The sequence below is a fragment of the Mycolicibacterium obuense genome (genome assembly GCF_055397605.1).
Map to the genome: position 1 here is coordinate 2,351,442 of NZ_AP043663.1, position 20,220 is coordinate 2,371,661.

Sequence of the window (20,220 nt, forward strand, 5' to 3'; positions counted from 1 at the left end):
CTGGCCGACGACGAGGACCGCTTGGACCGCGCATTTCTGGCGCTCTCCGATCCGGTGCGGCGCGCATTGGTTGCACGGCTGTCCCGTGGCGCGGCCACGGTCAACGAGCTGGCGGAACCGTTCGCCATCACCAAACAGGCTGTCTCCAAGCATATTCGGGTGCTGGAGGAGGCCGGGCTGGTGACACGCACCCGCGACGCCCAGCGGCGTCCCGTGCACCTGGATGCGGGTGCGCTGGAGGCCATGACGGCGTGGATCGACCGCTACCGGCTCGACGCCGAACGCAACTACCGGCAGCTGGACCAGCTGCTCACGGAGAAAGGACTCTCAATGGAGAAGTCAAGCCGCCGTTGTGGTGACGGGGGGTGAATCAGGTTGCCAGGTGCGGTTGTCGCGGATGAGTGCGTAGAGGACGTTGGTGCGGCGTCGCGCCAGGCAGATGGTGGCCGGGACCGGACGCTTTCCTTCGTTTCGTTTGCGCTGGTAGTAGGCCCGAGAGTCGGCGTCACAACGTATCGAGGTCAGCGCCGACATGTACATGACTCGACGCAGACGACGGCTGTAGCGCTTGGGGGTGCGCAGGTTTCCGGTCCGCGTTCCCGAATCTCGAGACACCGGGGCCAAGCCGGCCCAGGCAGCGAGTTGGTCGGCCGAATCGATCAGCGCGGGATCACCGACTGCGGCCAGGAACTCGGCGCCGAGTCGGAATCCGATACCGGGCATGCTGGTGATCACCTCGGCCAGCCGATGGCGGCGAAATCGGCCCTCGATGTTGGCGTCAGTGGTCTTGATGCGGTCATCGAGGGCGATCACCCCCTGGGCCAGTTCAGAGACCAGGGTGGCGGCGACCTCCTCGCCGGGCAGCTTGACTGTTTGGGCCTTGGCGGCCGAGACAGCAGCGGCGGCGATGGTCGACGCGTTACGGACTCCAGCATCGGACAGTATCTTCGTCAGTCGCGAAACACCGCTCTGCCGAATGGCTTTGGGTCGTTGGTAGCGCGCCAACAGCACCACCCAGCCGCGGTCGGAGCTGAGTTCGGCGACCCGTTCCAACGCTGGGCAGATGGCGATCAGTTGCTGATGCAGCCTGTTGATGGTGCGGGTGCGATCAGCCACCAGATCAGCGCGATGAGCGGTCAGCATCCGAAGTTCGGTGACCAGGTCGTCGTCGGGATGCAAGACCGGCAGATCCTGCCCGCGCATCCGCGATTGATCAGCGATCACGCGGGCATCTTTGGCGTCTGTTTTGGACTCACCTCCGCGATAAACCGTCGAGGCCTGCCACACCGCTCGGCCCGCCAGATAGCGCACCGACTTGCCAACGTCGGCCAGCACCGTCAACAGCAGGGTGGCGTAGGTCATGGTCAGGTCCACCGTCCAGGACACCCGCGGCCCCAACCCGTCGACCTGCGTGATCAGCTCGCGGATGGACTGCTCGTCGTTGACCAGCTTGCGCGAGAGCACCACTGTCCCGGTGGTGTCGACCACACACACCCAATGATGTTCCCTACCGACATCCACACCAGCCCACAACTGGTCCGTTGTCATCGATTCTCTTTTCGTTTGTCTGCCAACATCATTCCCACGGACAACCCCGCCAGCATTTCCTTAAACAAGCGATCACATCGCAGATCTCAATCAGCGGCCAGAGAAGTCCAGGCAGGCCGGGCGGCCAGTCCTTTCAAGCCGCACCACCAGGGCCGGCTACACCCACACAGCCTCACCCGACCCACCCGGGTCACAGCACAACGTAACAACACGAAGTAACTGCACCTACGAACTTAAGGACACCCACGATGAAGACACTGCAGTTGACCGCACCGGTGGACACCCTCGCCATGGAGTTCACCCGGGACTTCGACGCCTCGGTCGCCGCACTGTTCGCCGCGCACGCGGACCCGGACCTGGTCAGGCAGTGGCTCGGGCCGCGCGACCTGGAGATGGAAATCGCCGAGTGGGATTTCCGCGATCACGGCGGCTACCGCTACACCCACCGCAACGAGCGCGGCGCCTTCTCGTTCAACGGCACTTTCCACACCGTGCGCACGGGCGAATTCATCGTGCAGACCTTCGAATTCGACGGCGCGCCCGACATGGTGAACCTCGAGTACCTGTGGTTCGACGACCTCGGCGACGGCCGCTCGCGACTGCGCGGACGCTCGATCTGCCCGACGACCGAGGCGCGGGATGCGCTGCTGTCCTCGGGAATGGAGGGCGGCATGACCGAGGGGTACGACAAGCTCGACGAACTGCTGCCGACTCTCTAACCGTCAGTATCGAGCACCTTGTCGACGAACCCGTGCACCTTGCGGCGCAGGTCCTCGATCCGCTCGGCGCGGATGCGTTCGAGGTCGGTGCCCTTGTGGAAGGCGGGCGGGAGCCGCCGCACGTTCCTCGAGCATCCGAAATCCGCACAGATCAAGGTGCCGAGGGTTCCGCCTCTGCGGCCTGCGGCTCCGGCGCGGCGCACGCTGTAGAGCACCGCGTCCTCGGGGAGGGTGACGTCGTTGCACCAGGTGCACATGGTCCGTCCCCGGGGCGTGGTCGGTGCGCGGTGGAGCAGCAGCGCGACAGGCCCGTCGGAACGTTCGAGCACGAGGTAGGCGCGGCGCGGGATCTTCGGATCGGTCCAGCCGTAGTACTCCAGGGCGTTGAACTCGACGGTGTCGAAATCGGCGGCGAAAGTGACCTTCTTGACTTCGCTGCGGGTCGCGCCGCGGAAGGCGCCCAGGATTTGGTCAGGGGTGTAGACGTGCATGAACGAAACCATCCGAGGAGGGTGCGCATGTGGCGCACAGGTGAGTGAGGACACGACGATGTCGCCGACCCGCAGGTCGGCGACGGGGCGCGGTCATCTGATGTCGGCGGGAGCGCCGACGACCTCCTCGACTCGGATGTTCACCGGGAAGACGTTAGTGGGTGACCCCGTTGGGGGCCAACGAATTATCCGTCGGACGGGGGTGATCCCGACTGGTCGGGGGCCCAGCCGGGATCACCACGAACGGAGTCTCGCGCGTCAGCGCAGGATTCCGGATCGGCGGCCCCCACCCATCAGGCCGGTGCGGCTGCGCCGCCGGCCCATGAGCGAAGCCACCAGCGCCACGCCCAGCGCGGCGACAACGACCTGAACGAGAAGTTCCATCCAGTCGATCCCGTTGGTGGCGGTCGGAATTCCGACCGCACGAGCGATCGCAGTACCCACGAACGCGGACACGATGCCCACTCCGATGGTGAGCAGCATGCCGATGGGCTGCTTACCAGGCAGGACGAGCCGGCCCAGTGCGCCGACCACGATGCCGATGAGAATTGCGGTGAAGATGCCGGTGACGGTCATGGTTTCCTCCAAGGATTGCGGCTGAGCGCTGGCTACCCGAGCCCGGACGGCAATAAACGCTCGCGTCAATCCCGCGCGGGGTCCGTAGGCTCGATCGGGTGGACACGCACGTGCTCGAGGTCGACACCCGCCGTCGACGGACCGTCGATTTGACCGACGAGGTTCGCGACTTCTGCGCCTCCCGCGGCGACGGTCTGTGCAATGTCTTCGTGCCGCACGCCACCGCGGGGGTGGCGATCCTCGAGACCGGCGCCGGCTCCGACGACGACCTGGTGGAGACGCTGGAGCGATTACTACCCCGCGACGATCGGTACCGGCACGCGCACGGCTCGCCCGGTCACGGCGCCGACCACGTGCTGCCCGGCCTGGTCGCGCCGTCCATCACGGTGCCGGTGAGCGGCGGAGAACCTCTGCTCGGCACGTGGCAGAGCGTCGTGCTGGTCGATCTGAACAGGGACAACGCCCGGCGCAGCGTGCGGCTCAGCTTCGTGTCGGGGTGAACGTCTGCCGCGGTGGTGGCCCGGTACTGTGGTGCGGTCGAGTATTCGCAGGTGGCGGCCGATCGGCCCCGCTGACCAGACCCGAAGGGCAGCAGGAGTGCAGACACACGAGATCAGGAAGCGGTTCCTTGATCACTTCGTGAACGCCGGACACACCGAGGTGCCCAGCGCGTCGGTGATCCTCGATGACCCGAACCTGCTGTTCGTCAACGCGGGCATGGTGCAGTTCGTCCCTTATTTCCTCGGCGCCAGGACCCCGCCGTGGGACCGCGCCGTGAGCATCCAGAAGTGCATCCGCACCCCGGACATCGACGAGGTGGGCATCACCACCCGGCACAACACGTTCTTCCAGATGGCCGGCAACTTCAGCTTCGGCGACTACTTCAAGAAGGGCGCCATCGAGTTCGCCTGGTCGCTGCTGACCAACCCGGTCGAGCAGGGCGGCTACGGCTTCGATCCGGAAAAGCTCTGGGCCACCGTCTATCTCGACGATGACGAGGCGATCGGCTACTGGCAGGAGGTGGCCGGCCTGCCGCTCGAGCGCATCCAGCGGCGCGGCATGGCCGACAACTACTGGTCGATGGGCATCCCCGGGCCGTGCGGACCGTCGTCGGAGATCTACTACGACCGGGGTCCGGAGTACGGCATCGAGGGCGGCCCGGAGGCCAACGAAGACCGCTACATCGAGATCTGGAATCTCGTGTTCATGCAGAACGAGCGCGGCGAGGGCACCTCGAAGGAGAACTTCGAGATCCTCGGCCCGCTGCCGCGCAAGAACATCGACACCGGCATGGGCATCGAACGCGTGGCGTGCCTGCTGCAGGGTGTGGACAACGTCTACGAAACCGACCTGCTGCGCCCCGCCATCGACCTGATGGCCGCCCGCGCGCCGCGTGGATACGGGCAGGGCAACCACGCTGACGATGTCCGCTACCGCATCATCGCCGACCACAGCCGCACCGCGGCGATCATCATCGGCGACGGGATCAGCCCCGGCAACGAGGGGCGTGGCTATGTGCTGCGCCGGCTGCTGCGCCGGATCATCCGGGCCGCCAAGCTGCTCGGCATCGAGGATGCGTTCATGGCCGACCTGATGGCCACGGTCCGCGACGCCACGGGACCGTCGTACCCGGAGTTGGTCAACGACTTCGACCGGATCTCCCGCATCGCCGTCGCCGAGGAGGCGGCGTTCAATCGCACGCTGGCCTCGGGGTCGCGGCTCTTCGAGGACGCGGCGCGGGCGACCAAGGCGACGGGCGCCTCGCGGCTGTCGGGATCGGATGCCTTCACGCTTCACGACACGTACGGGTTCCCGCTGGAGCTGACGCTGGAGATGGCCGCCGAGGCCGACCTGGGCGTCGACGAAGAGGGATTCCGCGCGCTGATGGCCGAGCAGCGGCAGCGCGCCAAGGCTGATGCGGCCGCACGCAAGCAGGCCCACACCGATCTGAGCGCCTATCGCGAGCTCGTCGACGCCGGCCCGACCGAGTTCACCGGTTTCGACGAATTGACCACCGAGGCAAGGATTCTCGGCATCTTCGTGGACGGCAAGCGGGTGCCGGTGGTCTCGCACGCCGGCCGCGAGGGCGCGCACGAGCGGGTCGAACTGATCCTCGACCGCAGCCCGTTCTACGCCGAATCGGGCGGACAGATCGCCGACGAGGGCCACATCAGCGGAACCGGCTCGTCGGAGGCGGCCAAGGCGGCGGTCACCGACGTGCAGAAGATCGCGAAAACGCTGTGGGCGCATCGGGTCAACGTCGAATCGGGCGAGTTCGTCGAGGGCGACACCGTGACCGCTGCGGTCGACCCGCAGTGGCGTCGCGGCGCCACCCAGGGCCACTCCGGCACCCACATGGTGCATGCCGCGCTGCGACAGGTGTTGGGACCGGGCGCCGTTCAGGCCGGCTCTCTGAACCGGCCCGGCTATCTGCGGTTCGACTTCAACTTCCAGGGCGCGCTGAGCGACGAGCAGCGCGCGCAGGTCGAGGAGGTCACCAACGAAGCGGTGCAAGCCGACTTCGAGGTGCACACCTTCCACGAGAAGTTGGAGAAGGCCAAGGCGATGGGCGCCATGGCGATGTTCGGCGAGTCGTACCCGGATGAAGTCCGCGTGGTCGAGATCGGTGGGCCGTTCTCGCTGGAGCTCTGCGGCGGCACGCACGTCGGACGCTCCGCGCAGATCGGCCCGGTGACGATCCTCGGCGAATCGTCGGTCGGCTCCGGTGTGCGCCGCGTCGAGGCGTACGTCGGGCTCGACTCGTTCCGCCACCTCGCCAAGGAACGGGCGCTGATGGCGGGGCTGGCCTCGTCGCTGAAGGTGCCCTCGGACGAGGTGCCCGCCCGCGTCGCGACGCTCGTGGAGCGCCTGCGGGCCGCCGAGAAGGAACTCGACCGGATGCGGTTGGCGACGGCGCGCGCCGCGGCGGTCAACGCCGCCGCGGGCGCCGAGCAGATCGGTGGAGTGCGGCTCGTGGCGCAGCGCATGGCCGGCGGGATCTCGGCGGGTGACCTGCGTTCCCTCGTCGGCGACATCCGCGGCAAGCTGGGTAGCGACCCAGCCGTGGTCGCGCTGATCGCCGAAGCTGACGACGACGCCGTGCCCTTCGTGGTGTCGGTGAATCCGGCCGCCCAGGACCGCGGACTGCGCGCCAATGACCTGATCACGGTTCTCGGTGGTGCGGTCAACGGCCGCGGTGGCGGGAAAGCCGATCTGGCGCAGGGATCCGGTCGGGGCGCCGCAGGCATCGACGCCGCGCTCGAGGCGCTGCGCGCGGAGATCGGCCGGAGCTGAGCAGCGTGCCCGACGCCCCCCAGGACGCCCCCGGTGGCACCGACGACGCCGACCGGGGACCGGACCGTCCCGGTGACCCCGCCACGACGCCGGATCCGGGACGGGGCCGTCGGCTCGGGGTGGACGTCGGATCCGTGCGGATCGGCGTGGCGGTCAGCGATCCCGACGCCATGCTGGCCACCCCGGTGGAGACGGTGCCCCGGGACCGCCGAGGCAACCGGCACATCAAGCGGTTGGCAGGGCTGGTCGACGAATACCAGGCCGTCGAGGTCATCGTCGGTCTGCCGCGCACACTCGCCGACCGGGCGGGTTCGTCGGCGCGCGACGCGGTCGAGGTCGCGGACGCGCTGGCCGGACGGATCGCCCCGGTGCCGATCCGCTACGTCGACGAACGTTTCACCACCCTGACCGCGCAGCGTGCGCTACGCGAAGCGGGCGTGCGCGCCCGCGGTCAGCGGGCGGTGATCGACCAAGCTGCAGCGGTGGGGATTCTGCAGAACTGGCTGGATCAGCGGCGGGCGGCGCTGTCCCCACAGGGAGAGGCCAGGGATGGCTGACGACTGGCACGGTGACCGAGCAGAGCCGCTGGCGGTGGGGCCTCCGCGGCAGCGGATGACCCGCAGGCAGCGCGCGCGGGAGAACCGGCTTCGCCGCCGGCGGAGAGTGGCCGCGGTGACCGCGGTGTCCGTCGTCGTGGTCGTCGCAGTCGTCGCGGTGCTCCTCGGCTCGCGGATGTGGAACTCGCTGTTCGGCGGCGGCGACAACGACTACACCGGTAGCGGCGTCAACGACGTCGTCATCCAGATCCACGACGGCGACTCGACGACCGCGATCGGCAAGACGCTGCTGGACAACAAGGTGGTCGCCACCGTCAAGTCCTTCGTCGACGCCGCCGACGGCAACGACTCCATCGCCGCGATCCAGCCGGGTTTCTACAAGGTGCGCACCGAGATCCCGGCGTCGAGTGCGGTGTCGCGGCTGGCGGATCCGGCCAATCGGGTCGGCAAGCTGGTGATCCCGGAGGGTCGTCAGCTCGACGACGTGTCCGACGTCAAGACCAAGGCCGTCACCGACGGCATCTTCACGCTGATCTCGAAGGCCAGCTGCGTCGACCTCGACGACAACCAGCGGTGCGTGTCGGCCGCGGATCTGAAGGCCATCGCCGGCACCGCCACCCCGGCGGCACTCGGGGTGCCGCAGTGGGCGGTCGAGCCGGTGACCGCGATGGGCGCCGATCATCGACGACTGGAAGGTCTGATCGCGCCGGGAACCTGGAACATCGACCCCTCGGCCACCCCGCAGGAGATCCTGTCCACGCTGATCACCAGCAGCGCCGGACAGTACGAGCAGAGCGGGCTGCTCACGACCGCGACGAACCTCAACATGTCGCCCTACCAGATCCTGACCGTCGCCTCACTGGTGCAGCGGGAAGCCAAGCCGCAGGACTTCGCCAAGGTGGCGCGCGTCATCTACAACCGCCTCGCCGAGAACCGCACCCTCGAGTTCGACTCCACGGTCAACTACGCGCTCGACCGCATCGAGGTCGCCACCACTGACGGGGACCGCGCGCAGGCCACCCCGTGGAACACCTACGTGCGGCCCGGTCTGCCCGCCACCCCGATCTGTTCACCCGGTGGCCCCGCGCTGGCGGCGGCCGAACAGCCGGCGCCGGGGGACTGGCTGTACTTCGTCACGATCGACATGCAGGGCACCACGTTGTTCACCCGTGAGTACGAGCAGCACCTGGCCAACATCGAGTTGGCGCGCCGCAACGGTGTGCTCGACTCGGCCCGCTGACGCGGTGAGCGCCGCTCGCCGGGCGGCCGTGCTGGGTTCGCCGATCGCCCACTCGCGCTCCCCGCAGCTGCACCTGGCGGCCTACCGGGCGCTGGGCCTCGACGGCTGGACCTACGACCGCATCGAGTGCACCGGTGAGCAGCTGCCGGCCCTGGTGTCGGCATTCGGACCGGAATGGGTCGGTGTGTCGGTGACGATGCCCGGCAAGTTCGCCGCGTTGGAGTTCGCCGACCAGGCGACCGAGCGGGCCCGGCTGCTGGGTTCGGCCAACACCCTGGTGCGCTGTCCGGCCGGCTGGCATGCGGACAACACCGACGTCGACGGCGTGGCCGGTGCACTGGCCGACGTGCCGCCCGCCGAGCGGGCCATCGTGATCGGCTCCGGGGGTACCGCACCGGCTGCCGTGGCCGGCCTGGCGGCGCGCGGCACACGCACCGTCACCGTCGTCGCACGCAGCGCCGAGAAGGCCGCCGGCGCGCTCGAGGTGGCGCGGCGCAGTGGGGTCGACGCCGAGTTCTGCGATCTACAGGGAGCCGGTGTGGCCGATGTCGTCGCTGCCGCGCAGGTGGTGGTGAACACGATCCCCGCCGACGCCGCCGCCCCGTTCGCGGAGGTCTTCGCCGGCACGCCCGTGCTGCTGGACGCGATCTACGAACCGTGGCCGACGCCGTTGGCCGCGGCTGTCGCCGCGCGGGGCGGCCACGTCATCAGCGGCCTGCAGATGCTGCTCAATCAGGCGTTCACCCAGGTGGAGCTGTTCACCGGACTACCCGCACCGAAAGAGGCGATGAGAGCGGTGCTGTCCGGCGCTTAGCCTCGACGGGTGGGGGAGATCGGGTTCGCCGTGGTGGCCGGCTGGTTGATCGCGTTGAGCGTCCACGACCTGCGATATCGCCGCCTGCCGAATCTGCTCACGCTGCCCGGCGCGGTGGTGATCCTGGTGGTGGCCGCGCTGACCGGGCGCGGCCTGGAAGCGCTGCTCGGCGCGCTGGCGCTGACCGGGATCTACGCCGTCGTGCACCTGGGCGCTGCCGGCGCCCTCGGTGCCGGCGACGTCAAGCTCGCAGTGGGGGTGGGTGGCTTGACCGGGGCCTTCGGCATGCAGGCGTGGGCACTGTGCGCCATCGGTGCGTCGCTGCTCACGGGCCTGTGGGGTGGGGTGCGCGTGCTGCGCGGAGTGCGCACGCCGGTGCCGCACGGTCCGGCGATGTGCCTGACCGCGGCTGCGGCAGTGGTGATGGCGCTGACTGACCCCACGCTGCGGTAGTCGCCGTTTTCCGGACCCCGGCCGCCTCATGCGAAACTGGGACACGTGTTGCGATGGACCACAGCAGGGGAATCCCACGGTCGAGCGTTGGTCGCGATGGTCGAGGGCATGGTCGCCGGCGTCGAGGTGACCACCTCCGACATCGCCGACCAGCTCGCGCGTCGCCGGCTCGGCTACGGCCGGGGTGCCCGGATGAAGTTCGAGCAAGACCAGGTGACGGTGCTCGCCGGTCTGCGCCACGGTGTGACGCTGGGTGGGCCGCTGGCGATCGAGATCGGCAACACCGAATGGCCGAAGTGGGAAACCGTGATGGCCGCCGATCCGGTCGATGCGGCCGTGCTGGCCGACAGCGCCGCCCGCAACGCCCCGCTGACCCGGCCCCGCCCCGGTCACGCCGACTACGCCGGCATGCTCAAGTACGGCTTCGACGACGCCCGCCCCGTGCTCGAGCGGGCCAGCGCCCGCGAGACCGCGGCCCGCGTCGCGGCGGGTACCGTCGCCCGGGCCTTCCTGCGGCAGGCGCTCGGAGTGGAGGTCGTCTCGCACGTCATCTCCATCGGCGCCTCGACGCCCTACGACGGGCCCCCGCCGCAGCCCGGTGACCTCGCGGCGATCGACGACAGCCCGGTCCGTGCCTTCGACTCGGCTGCCGAGGCGTCGATGATCGCCGAGATCGAAGCCGCCAAGAAGGACGGAGACACCCTCGGCGGTGTCGTCGAGGTGGTGGCCCACAACCTCCCCGTCGGCCTGGGCTCGTTCACCAGCGGTGAGAACCGGCTCGACAGCCAGCTGGCCGCCGCCGTGATGGGCATCCAGGCCATCAAGGGCGTGGAGATCGGCGACGGGTTCGAGACCGCACGCCGGCGCGGCAGCGTCGCGCACGACGAGATGTATCCCGGTCCCGACGGCGTGATGCGCTCGACCAATCGTGCCGGCGGCCTGGAGGGCGGCATGACCAACGGACTGCCGGTCCGGGTGCGAGCGGCGATGAAGCCCATCTCGACGGTGCCGCGTGCGCTGGCGACCATCGACATGGCGACAGGGCAGGAAGCCGTCGCGATCCACCAGCGCTCCGACGTGTGCGCGGTGCCCGCCGCGGGCGTCGTCGTCGAGACGATGGTGGCGCTGGTGCTCGCGCGGGCGGCCCTGGAGAAGTTCGGCGGAGATTCGCTGACCGAGACCCGGGCCAACATCGAGACCTACCTGCGTGCCGTCGCGGCGCGCGAACCCGCCACCGACGGGGTCAGGGCGTCGGGCTGATGGCGCCCAAGGCCGTGCTCGTGGGGCTGCCCGGCTCGGGCAAGTCCACGATCGGCCGACGGTTGGCCAAGGCGCTCGGGGTGGAGATGCTCGACACCGACGCCGCGATCGAGAAGAGCACCGGCCGTACGATCGCCGACATCTTCGCCACCGACGGCGAAGCGGAATTCCGGCGCATCGAAGAAGCCGTCATCCGCGAGGCGCTGGCGTCCCACGACGGTGTGCTGTCCCTCGGCGGTGGCGCGATCACGACGGCCGGCGTGCGGGATGCGCTGGCCGGCCAGACCGTCATCTACCTGGAGATCAGCGCGGCAGAAGGTGTGCGCCGCACCGGTGGCTCCACCGTGCGCCCGCTGTTGGCCGGCCCCGACCGGGCCGAGAAGTTCAAAGCGCTGATGTCACAACGTGTTCCGCTGTATCGGCAGGTGGCGACCGTGCGCGTCAACACCAACCGCCGCAACCCCGCGGCGGTGGTGCGCCACATCGTCGCGCGGCTGGACAACCCGGCCGCAGCGCGGGCCGACCGGCGGCGCCGCCGCCCGTCGTGGCGCCGTGCCCCACTGTCATTGACCGCGGCGCCGTCGACGGAGGCGCCACCCAGTCCCGCCACGGTGGCGGCCAGGAAAGGATCCCCGTGTCGACGCAAGGACGTGCCGTGACCGAACCGGTGACCGTCGAGGTCCGCACCGACCCGCCGTATCCCGTCATCATCGGCACCGGTCTGCTCGGTGATCTCGGCCGCGTGCTCGACGGCCGACACAAGGTCGCGATCCTGCATCAGCCGACCCTCGCCCAGACCGCCGAAGCGATCCGAGCTCACCTGTCCGACAAGGGAATCGATGCGCACCGCATCGAGATCCCGGATGCCGAGGGTGGCAAGGAGCTGCCGGTGGTCGGCTTCATCTGGGAAGTGTTGGGCCGCATCGGGATCGGCCGCAAGGATGCGATCGTCAGCCTCGGCGGCGGCGCCGCCACCGACGTGGCGGGCTTCGCCGCGGCGACCTGGCTGCGCGGAATCGACATCGTGCACGTGCCCACCACGCTGCTCGGCATGGTCGACGCCGCGGTGGGTGGCAAGACCGGCATCAACACCGACGCCGGCAAGAATCTCGTCGGCGCGTTCCACCAGCCGGCGGCCGTGCTGATCGACCTCGCGACGCTGGACAGCTTGCCGCGCAACGAGATCATCGCCGGCATGGCCGAGATCGTGAAGGCCGGCTTCATCGCCGATCCGGTGATCCTCGACATGATCGAGGCCGACCCGCAGCGGGCCCTGGACCCGAGCGACGATGTGCTGCCCGAGCTGATCCGGCGCGCGGTCGCCGTGAAGGCGGAGGTCGTGGCCGCCGACGAGAAGGAATCCGCGCTACGGGAGATCCTCAACTACGGCCACACCCTGGCGCACGCGATCGAGCGGCGGGAGCGCTACCAGTGGCGCCACGGCGCCGCGGTGTCCGTCGGGCTCGTCTTCGCCGCCGAGTTGGGCCGGCTCGCGGGACGTCTGGACGACGCGACCGCCGAGCGCCACCGCTCGGTCCTGACCTCGCTGGGGCTGCCGGTCAGCTACGACGCCGAAGCGCTGCCCGCGCTGATGGAATCGATGATGGGCGACAAGAAGACCCGGGCCGGTGTGCTGCGGTTCGTGGTCCTCGACGGGCTGGCCAAACCGGGTCGCCTGGAGGGACCCGACCCGTCGCTGCTGGCGGCGGCCTACGCCGAGGTGGCGCGCGAGAGCAGTTAGTTCTCGCGCCGCGTCTTCTCGGTGTCGTCGTCGTGCTCGGCGACGGCGACGGGGGAGGTGTGCCTCTCGGTCTCGGCGTCCTCGTGGTGGCGGTCGTAGTCCTGCACGTCCCTGTCGTCGCGCACGGCGGCGAACACGTCGGTGTCGGCCCGGTCGTCGTCACCGTCGCGGCGACGCGGCGTGTTCGGCGTCTTGCGGTCGACCAGCCAGCGGCCCAGGCCGACGCCGATGATCGCGAACAGGAACACCAGCAGCGCGGTGAACGCCGCGAACGTGGTCAGCTCGTTGAGCAGGCCTTCGACGTAGAGGTTCTTGTAGAACACCCCGATGAACCAGGCGACCGCGCCGCTGACCACGCCGGCGAACAGCCCGGCCAGCAGCCACGTCATCGCCAGATCGGAACGTCGGTCCGGATCGGGGTTGGCGCGGGCGTCGGCGCGCCCGTCGATGTGGCCCCACACGAAGACGGCGATCGCGTACAGAACGACCAGGACGACGCTGATCAGACCGGCCTTGGTTTCCCAGGTGTTGATCAGCGCTCCCTGCAGCAATCGGACGATCACCATCAGGGCAGCGAACACCAGTCCGCGCAGCAGCCACTTGCTCATGGGGCCTCACCTTAGCGAGTAGCGTCAGCGGCCGTGACGATTTCCGCCCGCCGCGACCGGCTGCGCCAGCGTCTGGCTGACGCCGGACTCGACGCTGTGCTGGTGACAGACCTGGTCAACGTTCGCTATTTGTCTGGTTTCACCGGCTCCAACGCGGCTCTGCTGGTCCTCGCCGAGCGCGACACGCCGGTGCTGGCCACCGACGGGCGCTACCGCACGCAGGCGGCCGCTCAGGCGCCTGACGCGGAGGTCGTCATCGAGCGGGCGTGCGGACCGCACCTGGCGGCGCGGGCTGCCTCGGACGGGGTACGCACACTGGGCTTCGAGAGTCACGTGGTCACCGTTGACGCGTTCACGGGGCTGACCGAGGCCGCAGGGGAGCAGGTCGAGTTCACGCGTGCCGCCGGCATGGTCGAGGCGCTGCGGGAGGTCAAAGACTCGGCTGAGCTGGAGCTGCTGCGCCGGGCGTGCGCTGCCGCGGATGCGGCGCTGGACGATCTGGTGCAGCGTGGCGGTCTGCGCGCGGGGCGCACCGAGAAGCAGGTGCGCAACGAGCTGGAGGCGCTGATGCTCGAACACGGCGCCGACGGCGCGTCGTTCGAGACGATCGTCGCGACCGGGGCGAACTCGGCCATCCCGCACCACCGGCCGACGGAGGCGGTGCTCGCCGCCGGCGACTTCGTCAAGATCGACTTCGGCGCGCTCGTCGGCGGCTACCACTCGGACATGACGCGCACGTTCGTCCTGGCGCCCGCGGCGCAGTGGCAGCACGACATCTACGGCCTGGTCGCCGACGCGCAGCGCGCGGGCCGGGACGCGCTGGCGCCCGGGGTGGTGCTGCGCGACGTCGACGCCGCATCGCGGCAGGTCATCGCCGATGCCGGCTATGCCGAGAACTTCGGTCACGGGCTCGGACACGGGGTCGGCCTGCAGATCCACGAAGCGCCGGGAATCAACTCCGCCGCCGCCGGTACACTGCTTGCTGGCTCCGCAGTGACCGTCGAGCCCGGTGTCTACCTGCCCGATCGCGGCGGCGTCCGCATCGAGGACACGCTGGCGGTCACCCCGGAGGGGCCCGAACTACTGACCAGGTTCGGCAAGGACCTGATGATCCTCTAGACGCTAGGAGTACACCCCACCGTGGCATCGACCGCCGACTTCAAGAATGGGCTCGTCCTGCAGATCGACGGCCAGCTGTGGCAGATCGTCGAATTCCAGCACGTCAAGCCCGGCAAGGGCCCTGCCTTCGTGCGCACCAAGCTCAAGAACGTGGTGTCGGGCAAGGTCGTCGACAAGACCTACAACGCCGGGGTGAAGGTGGAGACCGCGACCGTCGACCGGCGCGACGCCACCTATCTGTACCGCGACGGCTCGGACTTCGTGTTCATGGATTCCGAGGACTACGAGCAGCACCCGCTGTCCGAAGCTCTCGTCGGCCGGCTGGCCGGGTTCCTGCTCGAGGGCATGCCCGTGCAGATCGCATTCCACGACGGCACCGCGCTGTACCTGGAGCTGCCGGTGACGGTCGAGCTGTTGGTCAGCCACACCGAGCCGGGCCTGCAGGGCGACCGGTCGAGTGCGGGCACCAAGCCCGCGACGATGGAGACGGGCGCCGAGATCCAGGTGCCCTTGTTCATCAACACCGGCGACAAGCTGAAGGTGGACTCGCGCGACGGGAATTACTTGGGAAGGGTCAATGGGTGAGTGACCGGCGTGGTGACCGGGGCCGCCATCAGGCCCGCAAACGCGCGGTCGATCTTCTGTTCGAGGCAGAGGCCCGCGACATCACCCCGGCTGAGGTCGCAGAGGCGCGAAATGCGTTGGCGCAGAAGCAGACCGACGATTGGTCTGACGATGACGGGCTTGCGCCGCTGAATCCGTACACGGTGACGGTGGCGCGCGGCGTCACGGAGCATCGGGCGCACATCGACGATCTCATCTCCTCACATCTGCAGGGCTGGACGCTGGATCGGCTGCCCGCCGTGGACCGCGCGATCCTGCGGGTCGCGGTGTGGGAGTTGCTGCACGCCGAGGACGTGCCCGAGCCGGTGGCCGTCGACGAGGCGGTCGAGCTGGCGAAGCGGTTGTCGACGGACGACTCGCCGGGATTCGTGAACGGGGTGCTTGGCCAGGTGATGCTGGTGACACCGCAGATCCGGGCCGCCGCGGAGGCAGTGCGTGCGGTCAGCAACGGCACCGAGGGCGCGACCGGCGCCAACGGGTGAACTCTCGTGTTGCCCGCGATGAACTAAATGTGCGCAACCTGGACCTGACCGGGTGGGTCGGCGACCATCACAAGGGTGACGGTCTTTCCTGAAACACACTGTGTTCGCCGGCCGCACTGGTCGCTGGCGAGGACCTGGTTGTTGCAGCCGGGACGCCCGGGTTTCTGGCGCTCGTTGCCGTCGGATGCCGACGTGGTGGTTCTCGACATCGAGGACGGGCTTCCCGCTGCGGAGAAACCTGCCGGGAGACGGGCTGTCGCCGAGTGGCTGTACGGCGATGGCTCCGCCTGGGTCCGGATCAGCAGCGCGGGCACGCCGGACTGGCATGCCGACCTGGATGTGGTGGCTGCGGCGCCCGGTCTGCGCGGGATCATGCTCGCCAAGGTCGAATCCGCACACGATGTGGTCGCGACCGCGCAGCGATTGCCGGCCGGGACGCCAGTGGTCGCGTTGATCGAATCCGCGCTCGGGATCGAGTCCGCTCTGGAGATCGCGCGCTCGTGCGCCCGAATCGCGTTCGGAATCGGTGATTTTCGTCGTGATACCGGCATGTGCGCCGATCCGATGGTGCTGGCCTACCCGCGCGCCCGCCTGGTGATCGCGAGCAGGGCGGCGGGTCTGCCTGCACCCATCGACGGTCCGACGTTGCGCATCAACGCCGCCGAACTGCCGCGCGACACCGAGGTGGCCAAGGCGGCAGGCATGACCGGCCGGCTGTGTCTGGACGGTGAACACGCGGGCACGATCAACGCGTTGATGAGTCCGTCATCCGACGAGATCGACAGCGCGCGTGCGACGTTGGCGCGCCTCGACGCCCCCACCAGCCAGTACGACGGCAGCGCCGGCCCCACCCGGGCCCGCGCCGAAGCGATCCTGGACCTGGCCGCGAAACTCGGAGTGCTCAGCGATAGTCCGGCAGCGCCATCGAATCCGCAGTGGTGAACCACTTCCTCTCGGCGATCGATCGGAACGGCCAACGCTGGCACCACTTCATCACCGCCGCGGTGATCACGATGTCGGACTCCCTCATCGGCGCATAACCCTCGACGCCGCGCGGAAGGTCCTGACACCGGTCGACGTAGGGACGCATCACCTCTTCGTAGCGCGCCAGTGCCGACGAGAGTCGATGGGTGTCGAGGTGCTCCGCGGGCCCGAGTTCCCCGGCCAGCACGTAGGCACCGACGAGCGCCAGGCTGGTGCCCATCCCCGACAGCGGAGACGCGCAGTAACCGGCGTCGCCGACCAACGTCACCCGCCCCGCTGACCACGTCGACATGTGCACTTGCGCGAAGGCGTCGAAGTAGAAGTCGTCGGCGTCCGCTGCGGCGGCCAGCAGTGCATCGCAGTGCCACCCCGCTCCAGCGAAACGCTCGACCAGCATCTGCCGCTGCTCGTCGATGTCGTGGCGGTCGTAGTCCAGCGGTTCGGCTTGAAAAGCCAGGCCCGCCTTGGCTATTGCCGGGTCGTGCGACGGACGCATCGACGCGTTCAGGCCGCCGGGCGCCTGGTAGAGCAGGAACCAGCCGTCGAGACCGACGGTGTCCGGGGCGGAGAACCACGCGTGGTAGCCGCCGAGGGGGCGGACGAAGCGCTCCTCGGGGCCGAATGCGACGCGGCGCACGGCCGAGTGCGGCCCGTCTGCGCCGACGACGAGGTCGACAGGCAGGCGGGTGCCGTTGGCCAAGGTGGCGATGACCCCGTTCTCGTCCTGCTCGAGGCCGATGATCGTGGCGCCGAACCGGTAATCGACGTCGTCGCGGGTGGCCTCGTAGAGCACTGCCGCGAGATCGCCGCGCAGGATCTCCAGCGACGACACCAGGCCATTGCCGCCGAACGCGGTGACCGGCATCTCCGCCCGTCGGCTGCCATCCGACTTCACCCACGCCGCGCCGCTCTGTTCGAGCGCCCGCGCGCGCATCTGGTCGAGCAGTCCCATCCGCTCCACGACGTCGCGGCCGGTGCCGCGCAGATCCACGGTTTGGCCGCCGGGCCGGATGTCGGACGCCAATTCGAGCACGATGACCCGATAGCCCGCACGGTTCAGCCAGAAGGCCAGCGACGGACCGGCGATACCGGCACCGTTGATCAGCACGGTGGGGTTATTCACGCCTCGTAATGTACTGCGCGGCAGCATCTATCACCCTCATGCCGAGCGTTTCAGTTCGACCCCCAATTCCACGATGTCGATGCTGAGCCCGCCTTCGATGACGCTGTAGCGGCGGCGTACCGAGGGTCCGGGCAGGGGTGGTGCGGTGGAGTGGTAGACCGCGCCGGTGGGGGTTCGATACTCGGCGGTGTGGCGGCCCTGTTCGTCGGTGGTGGTGACCTGCCAGCCGGAAGCTTCTTTGGCGTAGTTGCAGGCTGCGCAGGTGCCGAGCCCGTTGCGTGCACTCGTCTCGCCGCCGTGGCGGGCGGGGGTGGCGTGGTCGTGGTGGCGGATCGGGGCGTCGCAATAGGGGGTGCGACACGTCTGGTCGCGGAGCCCGATGAACATCGCCAGCCCCTTCGGGAAGATCCGGGCCCGGGATTCCATCGCGACCAGCTGACCCGAGTGTGGGTGGCGGTAGAGCCGCCGCAACGATGCCTGGCCCGCTTCGTCGGCGACTGCGTCGGAGACCAGGTCGCGTACGACCGCCGCCGGCACCGGACCGTAACCCTCGATCCAGCCGGGGCTGTCGTCGTCACCGAAGAGCGTGGTGTCGGCCATCACCAGGTTGACCGCGATCGGCGCCGGTGCCTCGGCCGGGCGGGCGGTGACCCGGTGGTAGAGGGTGTCGGTCATGATCTGTCCGCGCGGGCGGCCGTCGCCGCAGATGTCGGCTTCTCGTTTCAGCGCGGCATACACGCCGATGCCTTGGGAGAGCGGCATCACCGCGGTCAGGTAGACCATGCCGTTCGGCGCGGGCCGGGTCGACACCCGCGCTGACGCCGCGGCGCGTTCTTTGCGTTGCACCACCGCGGCGGCATCCAGGCGGGCGGCGATCGCCGCGGCTGCGGCCTCGATCCGGGCATTGCCCAACCCCACCAGCGATTGCATGTCGGCGCACAATTCGGCGTCCAACGCGCGCCGGTCCTCGACCATCAGGCAGGCGGATTGTTTCACGATCAGCGTGGCCCGCCACTCGGTCAGCACCCCGGCCTCCAGCGCGGCCAGGGTGTAGGGCATCTCCTCGACCAGCGCCCGGGCGAACCCGAGGTGCTGATTCCCGCGGGCAGGAGAATCCGCCCGTGCCAGCGCCACTTCCGAAGCCAACCCCCGACCCCGTTTCGCCGCGGGCATCCCTGCCGCGGTCTCAGCGGCGCGCCGCTTGGACGCCCACAAGGCGGTGGCGCGGGCCTGCACCGCCGCGGCGTGTGCCTTCAGTCGTTCGCAGTGGGCGACAACCTCGCGCAGCTCAGCCTCCGAGGCCGACCCGTCGACATCGAACACCTGTGCGAACATACTTCCGACGCTACACCGGCCCGCCGACAACTACCGCCTACAGCTCGAGCGCCTCGTATGTTCGTCGCACGAACTTCGGCTGCGCACTCGCGAGCTTGGCCAGCGACGTGTTTCCCGCGACGGCCGCCGCAGCGTCGGTCGACAAGCTCGGCATGTTCTGGATGAGGTAGATCAGGATGGCGTCGGCCGTCGGGTCGGCCTGCCACCACGTGCCATACGCCCCGGGCCATGAGAACGTGCCCACGCCGCCCGGCCCGAACAGCTGCCGCGACTTCGCCGGGTCCATGACCACCGACAGGTTCAGGCCGAACCCGCGGCCGATCCAGAACGGCGCTCCCAGGAAGTCGTGGCGCTTCTGCTCCTCGGTCAGTCGATCGGTCCGCATCAAGCGCACCGATTCCTCGGACAGCACCCGCACCCCGTTCACCGTGCCGCCCGCCAGCAGCATCCGGGCGAAGGCCAGGTAGTCGTCGACCGTCGACCACAGACCCGCGCCGCCCTGGCAGAACGGTGGGTCCACGATGGGCGCGGGTCCCATCACGTCGTGGCGCAGCGTGTTGTCCGGATTCAATTGGTACATGGTCGCCGCACGCCGACGACCCGTCGGGCCGACATGAAAACCGGTGTCCGACATGCCCAGTGGCTCGAGAACACGTTCGATCAGGACCTCGGTGAGCGGCTTGCCCGTCAGGCGGGACAGCGCGATTCCGAGAACGTCCGTGGCGTGGCTGTAGGTCAGACGCTCGCCGGGCTGATGCACCAACGGAAGCGCCGCCAGCTCGCTCAGCCAGCGGTCCTGATCCTGGCGGGCGGGCAGTTTGCGGTAGGCGTCGGACAACGGACCGCGGACCGAGAACATGTAGGCCAACCCGCTGCGATGGGTCATCAGGTCCTCGATCGTGATCGGCCGCTGGGCCGGCACGGTCCGGTCGAGCGGGCCGGCGAGGTCGGCGAGCACCCGCATGTCGGCCATCTCCGGCAACCACGTCGCGACCCGGTCCGTCAGCGCGAGCGCGCCCTCCTCGATCAGCGTCATCGCCGCGGCCACCGTCACCGGCTTGGTCATCGACGCGATACGGAAAAGGGTGTCGCGCTGCATGGGCAGTTTGGCGTCGACGTCGCGGTATCCCAGTTCGTTGACCTGCAGCACCTCACCTCCTCGCCACACGAGGGTGACGGCTCCGGCCAGCAGCCCTGCGTCGATCGCCTCGACGATGGAGGTCTGATTGCGGTCGAGGTTCATCGCGTCAGA

22 protein-coding genes are annotated in these 20,220 nt (G+C 69.1%); 15 read left to right on the forward strand and 7 right to left on the reverse strand.

Annotated features, from left to right (window positions below; all coding sequences use genetic code 11):
- The first annotated feature begins 21 nt into the window (after positions 1 to 21).
- Positions 22 to 369: an ArsR/SmtB family transcription factor gene (locus tag ACZ50N_RS11280; protein WP_464475383.1), complete on the forward strand. Its 348-nt coding sequence runs from the start codon at positions 22 to 24 to the stop codon at positions 367 to 369.
- Here the strand turns inward: ACZ50N_RS11280 and ACZ50N_RS11285 are convergent.
- Entirely contained in the window at positions 340 to 1,548 is a 1,209-nt protein-coding gene (locus ACZ50N_RS11285; protein ID WP_464473412.1) for an IS110 family RNA-guided transposase, read from the reverse strand. The two genes, ACZ50N_RS11280 and ACZ50N_RS11285, sit on opposite strands and share 30 nt — an antisense overlap.
- A gap of 248 nt (positions 1,549 to 1,796) precedes the next feature.
- Between ACZ50N_RS11285 and ACZ50N_RS11290 the strand changes: the two genes are divergently transcribed.
- The gene (locus ACZ50N_RS11290) at positions 1,797 to 2,267 is read left to right on the forward strand and encodes an SRPBCC family protein (RefSeq protein ID WP_464468235.1); all 471 of its coding nucleotides are present in this window, start codon (positions 1,797 to 1,799) and stop codon (positions 2,265 to 2,267) included.
- On the opposite strand, the gene ACZ50N_RS11295 is transcribed toward ACZ50N_RS11290, so the two are convergent.
- Both ACZ50N_RS11295 and ACZ50N_RS11300 read right to left on the reverse strand, forming a co-directional pair.
- Positions 2,264 to 2,770, reverse strand: a complete 507-nt coding sequence (locus ACZ50N_RS11295; protein ID WP_464475384.1) for an FBP domain-containing protein — start codon at positions 2,768 to 2,770, stop codon at positions 2,264 to 2,266. The two genes, ACZ50N_RS11290 and ACZ50N_RS11295, sit on opposite strands and share 4 nt — an antisense overlap.
- A 246-nt stretch (positions 2,771 to 3,016) precedes the next feature.
- Positions 3,017 to 3,334, reverse strand: a complete 318-nt coding sequence (locus ACZ50N_RS11300) for a GlsB/YeaQ/YmgE family stress response membrane protein (RefSeq protein ID WP_046365928.1) — start codon at positions 3,332 to 3,334, stop codon at positions 3,017 to 3,019.
- 98 nt (positions 3,335 to 3,432) lie between these two features.
- On the opposite strand from ACZ50N_RS11300, the gene ACZ50N_RS11305 reads away from it, so the two are divergent.
- The 9 genes from ACZ50N_RS11305 (at position 3,433) to aroB (ending at position 12,693) form a co-directional block, all read left to right on the forward strand.
- Complete coding sequence (locus tag ACZ50N_RS11305; RefSeq protein ID WP_048422171.1) at positions 3,433 to 3,834, forward strand: secondary thiamine-phosphate synthase enzyme YjbQ; 402 nt, start codon at positions 3,433 to 3,435, stop codon at positions 3,832 to 3,834.
- 97 nt (positions 3,835 to 3,931) lie between these two features.
- Entirely contained in the window at positions 3,932 to 6,628 is a 2,697-nt protein-coding gene (gene alaS / locus ACZ50N_RS11310; RefSeq protein WP_464475385.1) for an alanine--tRNA ligase, read from the forward strand.
- Positions 6,629 to 6,633: 5 nt separating this feature from the next.
- The gene (ruvX, locus tag ACZ50N_RS11315; protein ID WP_464475386.1) at positions 6,634 to 7,185 is read left to right on the forward strand and encodes a Holliday junction resolvase RuvX; all 552 of its coding nucleotides are present in this window, start codon (positions 6,634 to 6,636) and stop codon (positions 7,183 to 7,185) included.
- Entirely contained in the window at positions 7,178 to 8,425 is a 1,248-nt protein-coding gene (locus ACZ50N_RS11320) for an endolytic transglycosylase MltG (RefSeq protein ID WP_046366158.1), read from the forward strand. The genes ruvX and ACZ50N_RS11320 overlap by 8 nt, the downstream gene beginning before the upstream one ends.
- A gap of 4 nt (positions 8,426 to 8,429) precedes the next feature.
- Positions 8,430 to 9,239 (forward strand): shikimate dehydrogenase, encoded by an 810-nt coding sequence (locus ACZ50N_RS11325; RefSeq protein ID WP_464475387.1) that lies wholly within the window; start codon positions 8,430 to 8,432, stop codon positions 9,237 to 9,239.
- 9 nt (positions 9,240 to 9,248) lie between these two features.
- The gene (locus ACZ50N_RS11330) at positions 9,249 to 9,692 is read left to right on the forward strand and encodes a prepilin peptidase (RefSeq protein ID WP_464475388.1); all 444 of its coding nucleotides are present in this window, start codon (positions 9,249 to 9,251) and stop codon (positions 9,690 to 9,692) included.
- 45 nt (positions 9,693 to 9,737) lie between these two features.
- Entirely contained in the window at positions 9,738 to 10,952 is a 1,215-nt protein-coding gene (aroC, locus tag ACZ50N_RS11335; protein ID WP_048422167.1) for a chorismate synthase, read from the forward strand.
- Positions 10,952 to 11,611, forward strand: coding sequence for a shikimate kinase (locus ACZ50N_RS11340; protein WP_464475389.1), 660 nt, complete (start codon positions 10,952 to 10,954; stop codon positions 11,609 to 11,611). Before aroC ends, ACZ50N_RS11340 begins: the two co-directional genes overlap by 1 nt.
- Positions 11,608 to 12,693: a 3-dehydroquinate synthase gene (gene aroB, locus ACZ50N_RS11345; RefSeq protein ID WP_464475390.1), complete on the forward strand. Its 1,086-nt coding sequence runs from the start codon at positions 11,608 to 11,610 to the stop codon at positions 12,691 to 12,693. The genes ACZ50N_RS11340 and aroB overlap by 4 nt, the downstream gene beginning before the upstream one ends.
- Here aroB and ACZ50N_RS11350 read toward each other — a convergent pair.
- Positions 12,690 to 13,301 (reverse strand): B-4DMT family transporter, encoded by a 612-nt coding sequence (locus ACZ50N_RS11350; RefSeq protein WP_464475391.1) that lies wholly within the window; start codon positions 13,299 to 13,301, stop codon positions 12,690 to 12,692. The genes aroB and ACZ50N_RS11350 overlap by 4 nt on opposite strands.
- 33 nt (positions 13,302 to 13,334) lie before the next feature.
- Here ACZ50N_RS11350 and ACZ50N_RS11355 point away from each other — a divergent pair, with 33 nt between their 5' ends.
- The 4 genes from ACZ50N_RS11355 (at position 13,335) to ACZ50N_RS11370 (ending at position 16,468) form a co-directional block, all read left to right on the forward strand.
- Complete coding sequence (locus ACZ50N_RS11355) at positions 13,335 to 14,420, forward strand: M24 family metallopeptidase (RefSeq protein WP_464475392.1); 1,086 nt, start codon at positions 13,335 to 13,337, stop codon at positions 14,418 to 14,420.
- Between the two features lie 21 nt (positions 14,421 to 14,441).
- The gene (efp, locus tag ACZ50N_RS11360) at positions 14,442 to 15,005 is read left to right on the forward strand and encodes an elongation factor P (RefSeq protein ID WP_046366150.1); all 564 of its coding nucleotides are present in this window, start codon (positions 14,442 to 14,444) and stop codon (positions 15,003 to 15,005) included.
- Positions 15,002 to 15,526 (forward strand): transcription antitermination factor NusB, encoded by a 525-nt coding sequence (gene nusB, locus ACZ50N_RS11365; protein ID WP_464475393.1) that lies wholly within the window; start codon positions 15,002 to 15,004, stop codon positions 15,524 to 15,526. The genes efp and nusB overlap by 4 nt, the downstream gene beginning before the upstream one ends.
- 75 nt (positions 15,527 to 15,601) lie before the next feature.
- Complete coding sequence (locus tag ACZ50N_RS11370) at positions 15,602 to 16,468, forward strand: HpcH/HpaI aldolase/citrate lyase family protein (RefSeq protein WP_464475394.1); 867 nt, start codon at positions 15,602 to 15,604, stop codon at positions 16,466 to 16,468.
- Here the strand turns inward: ACZ50N_RS11370 and ACZ50N_RS11375 are convergent.
- The 3 genes from ACZ50N_RS11375 to ACZ50N_RS11385 are packed head-to-tail and all read right to left on the reverse strand — an operon-like array spanning position 16,428 to position 20,211.
- Positions 16,428 to 17,633: an FAD-dependent monooxygenase gene (locus tag ACZ50N_RS11375; RefSeq protein WP_464475395.1), complete on the reverse strand. Its 1,206-nt coding sequence runs from the start codon at positions 17,631 to 17,633 to the stop codon at positions 16,428 to 16,430. The genes ACZ50N_RS11370 and ACZ50N_RS11375 overlap by 41 nt on opposite strands.
- Positions 17,634 to 17,669: 36 nt before the next feature.
- Positions 17,670 to 18,968 carry an HNH endonuclease gene (locus ACZ50N_RS11380; protein ID WP_464475396.1) on the reverse strand — a complete coding sequence of 433 codons (1,299 nt, stop codon included), beginning with the start codon at positions 18,966 to 18,968 and terminating at the stop codon, positions 17,670 to 17,672.
- Between the two features lie 37 nt (positions 18,969 to 19,005).
- Complete coding sequence (locus tag ACZ50N_RS11385) at positions 19,006 to 20,211, reverse strand: serine hydrolase domain-containing protein (protein WP_464475397.1); 1,206 nt, start codon at positions 20,209 to 20,211, stop codon at positions 19,006 to 19,008.
- Positions 20,212 to 20,220: the final 9 nt, after the last annotated feature.

What these genes read in the sequence shown, in the direction of transcription:
- ACZ50N_RS11350 (WP_464475391.1), bottom strand. Translation starts at nt 13,301, where the DNA reads ATGAGCAAGTGGCTGCTGCGCGGACTGGTGTTCGCTGCCCTGATGGTG.
- ACZ50N_RS11385 (WP_464475397.1), bottom strand. Translation starts at nt 20,211, where the DNA reads ATGAACCTCGACCGCAATCAGACCTCCATCGTCGAGGCGATCGACGCA.
- ACZ50N_RS11295 (WP_464475384.1), bottom strand. Translation starts at nt 2,770, where the DNA reads ATGGTTTCGTTCATGCACGTCTACACCCCTGACCAAATCCTGGGCGCC.
- ACZ50N_RS11380 (WP_464475396.1), bottom strand. Translation starts at nt 18,968, where the DNA reads ATGTTCGCACAGGTGTTCGATGTCGACGGGTCGGCCTCGGAGGCTGAG.
- ACZ50N_RS11300 (WP_046365928.1), bottom strand. Translation starts at nt 3,334, where the DNA reads ATGACCGTCACCGGCATCTTCACCGCAATTCTCATCGGCATCGTGGTC.
- ACZ50N_RS11340 (WP_464475389.1), top strand. Translation starts at nt 10,952, where the DNA reads ATGGCGCCCAAGGCCGTGCTCGTGGGGCTGCCCGGCTCGGGCAAGTCC.
- ACZ50N_RS11320 (WP_046366158.1), top strand. Translation starts at nt 7,178, where the DNA reads ATGGCTGACGACTGGCACGGTGACCGAGCAGAGCCGCTGGCGGTGGGG.
- ACZ50N_RS11285 (WP_464473412.1), bottom strand. Translation starts at nt 1,548, where the DNA reads ATGACAACGGACCAGTTGTGGGCTGGTGTGGATGTCGGTAGGGAACAT.
- ACZ50N_RS11290 (WP_464468235.1), top strand. Translation starts at nt 1,797, where the DNA reads ATGAAGACACTGCAGTTGACCGCACCGGTGGACACCCTCGCCATGGAG.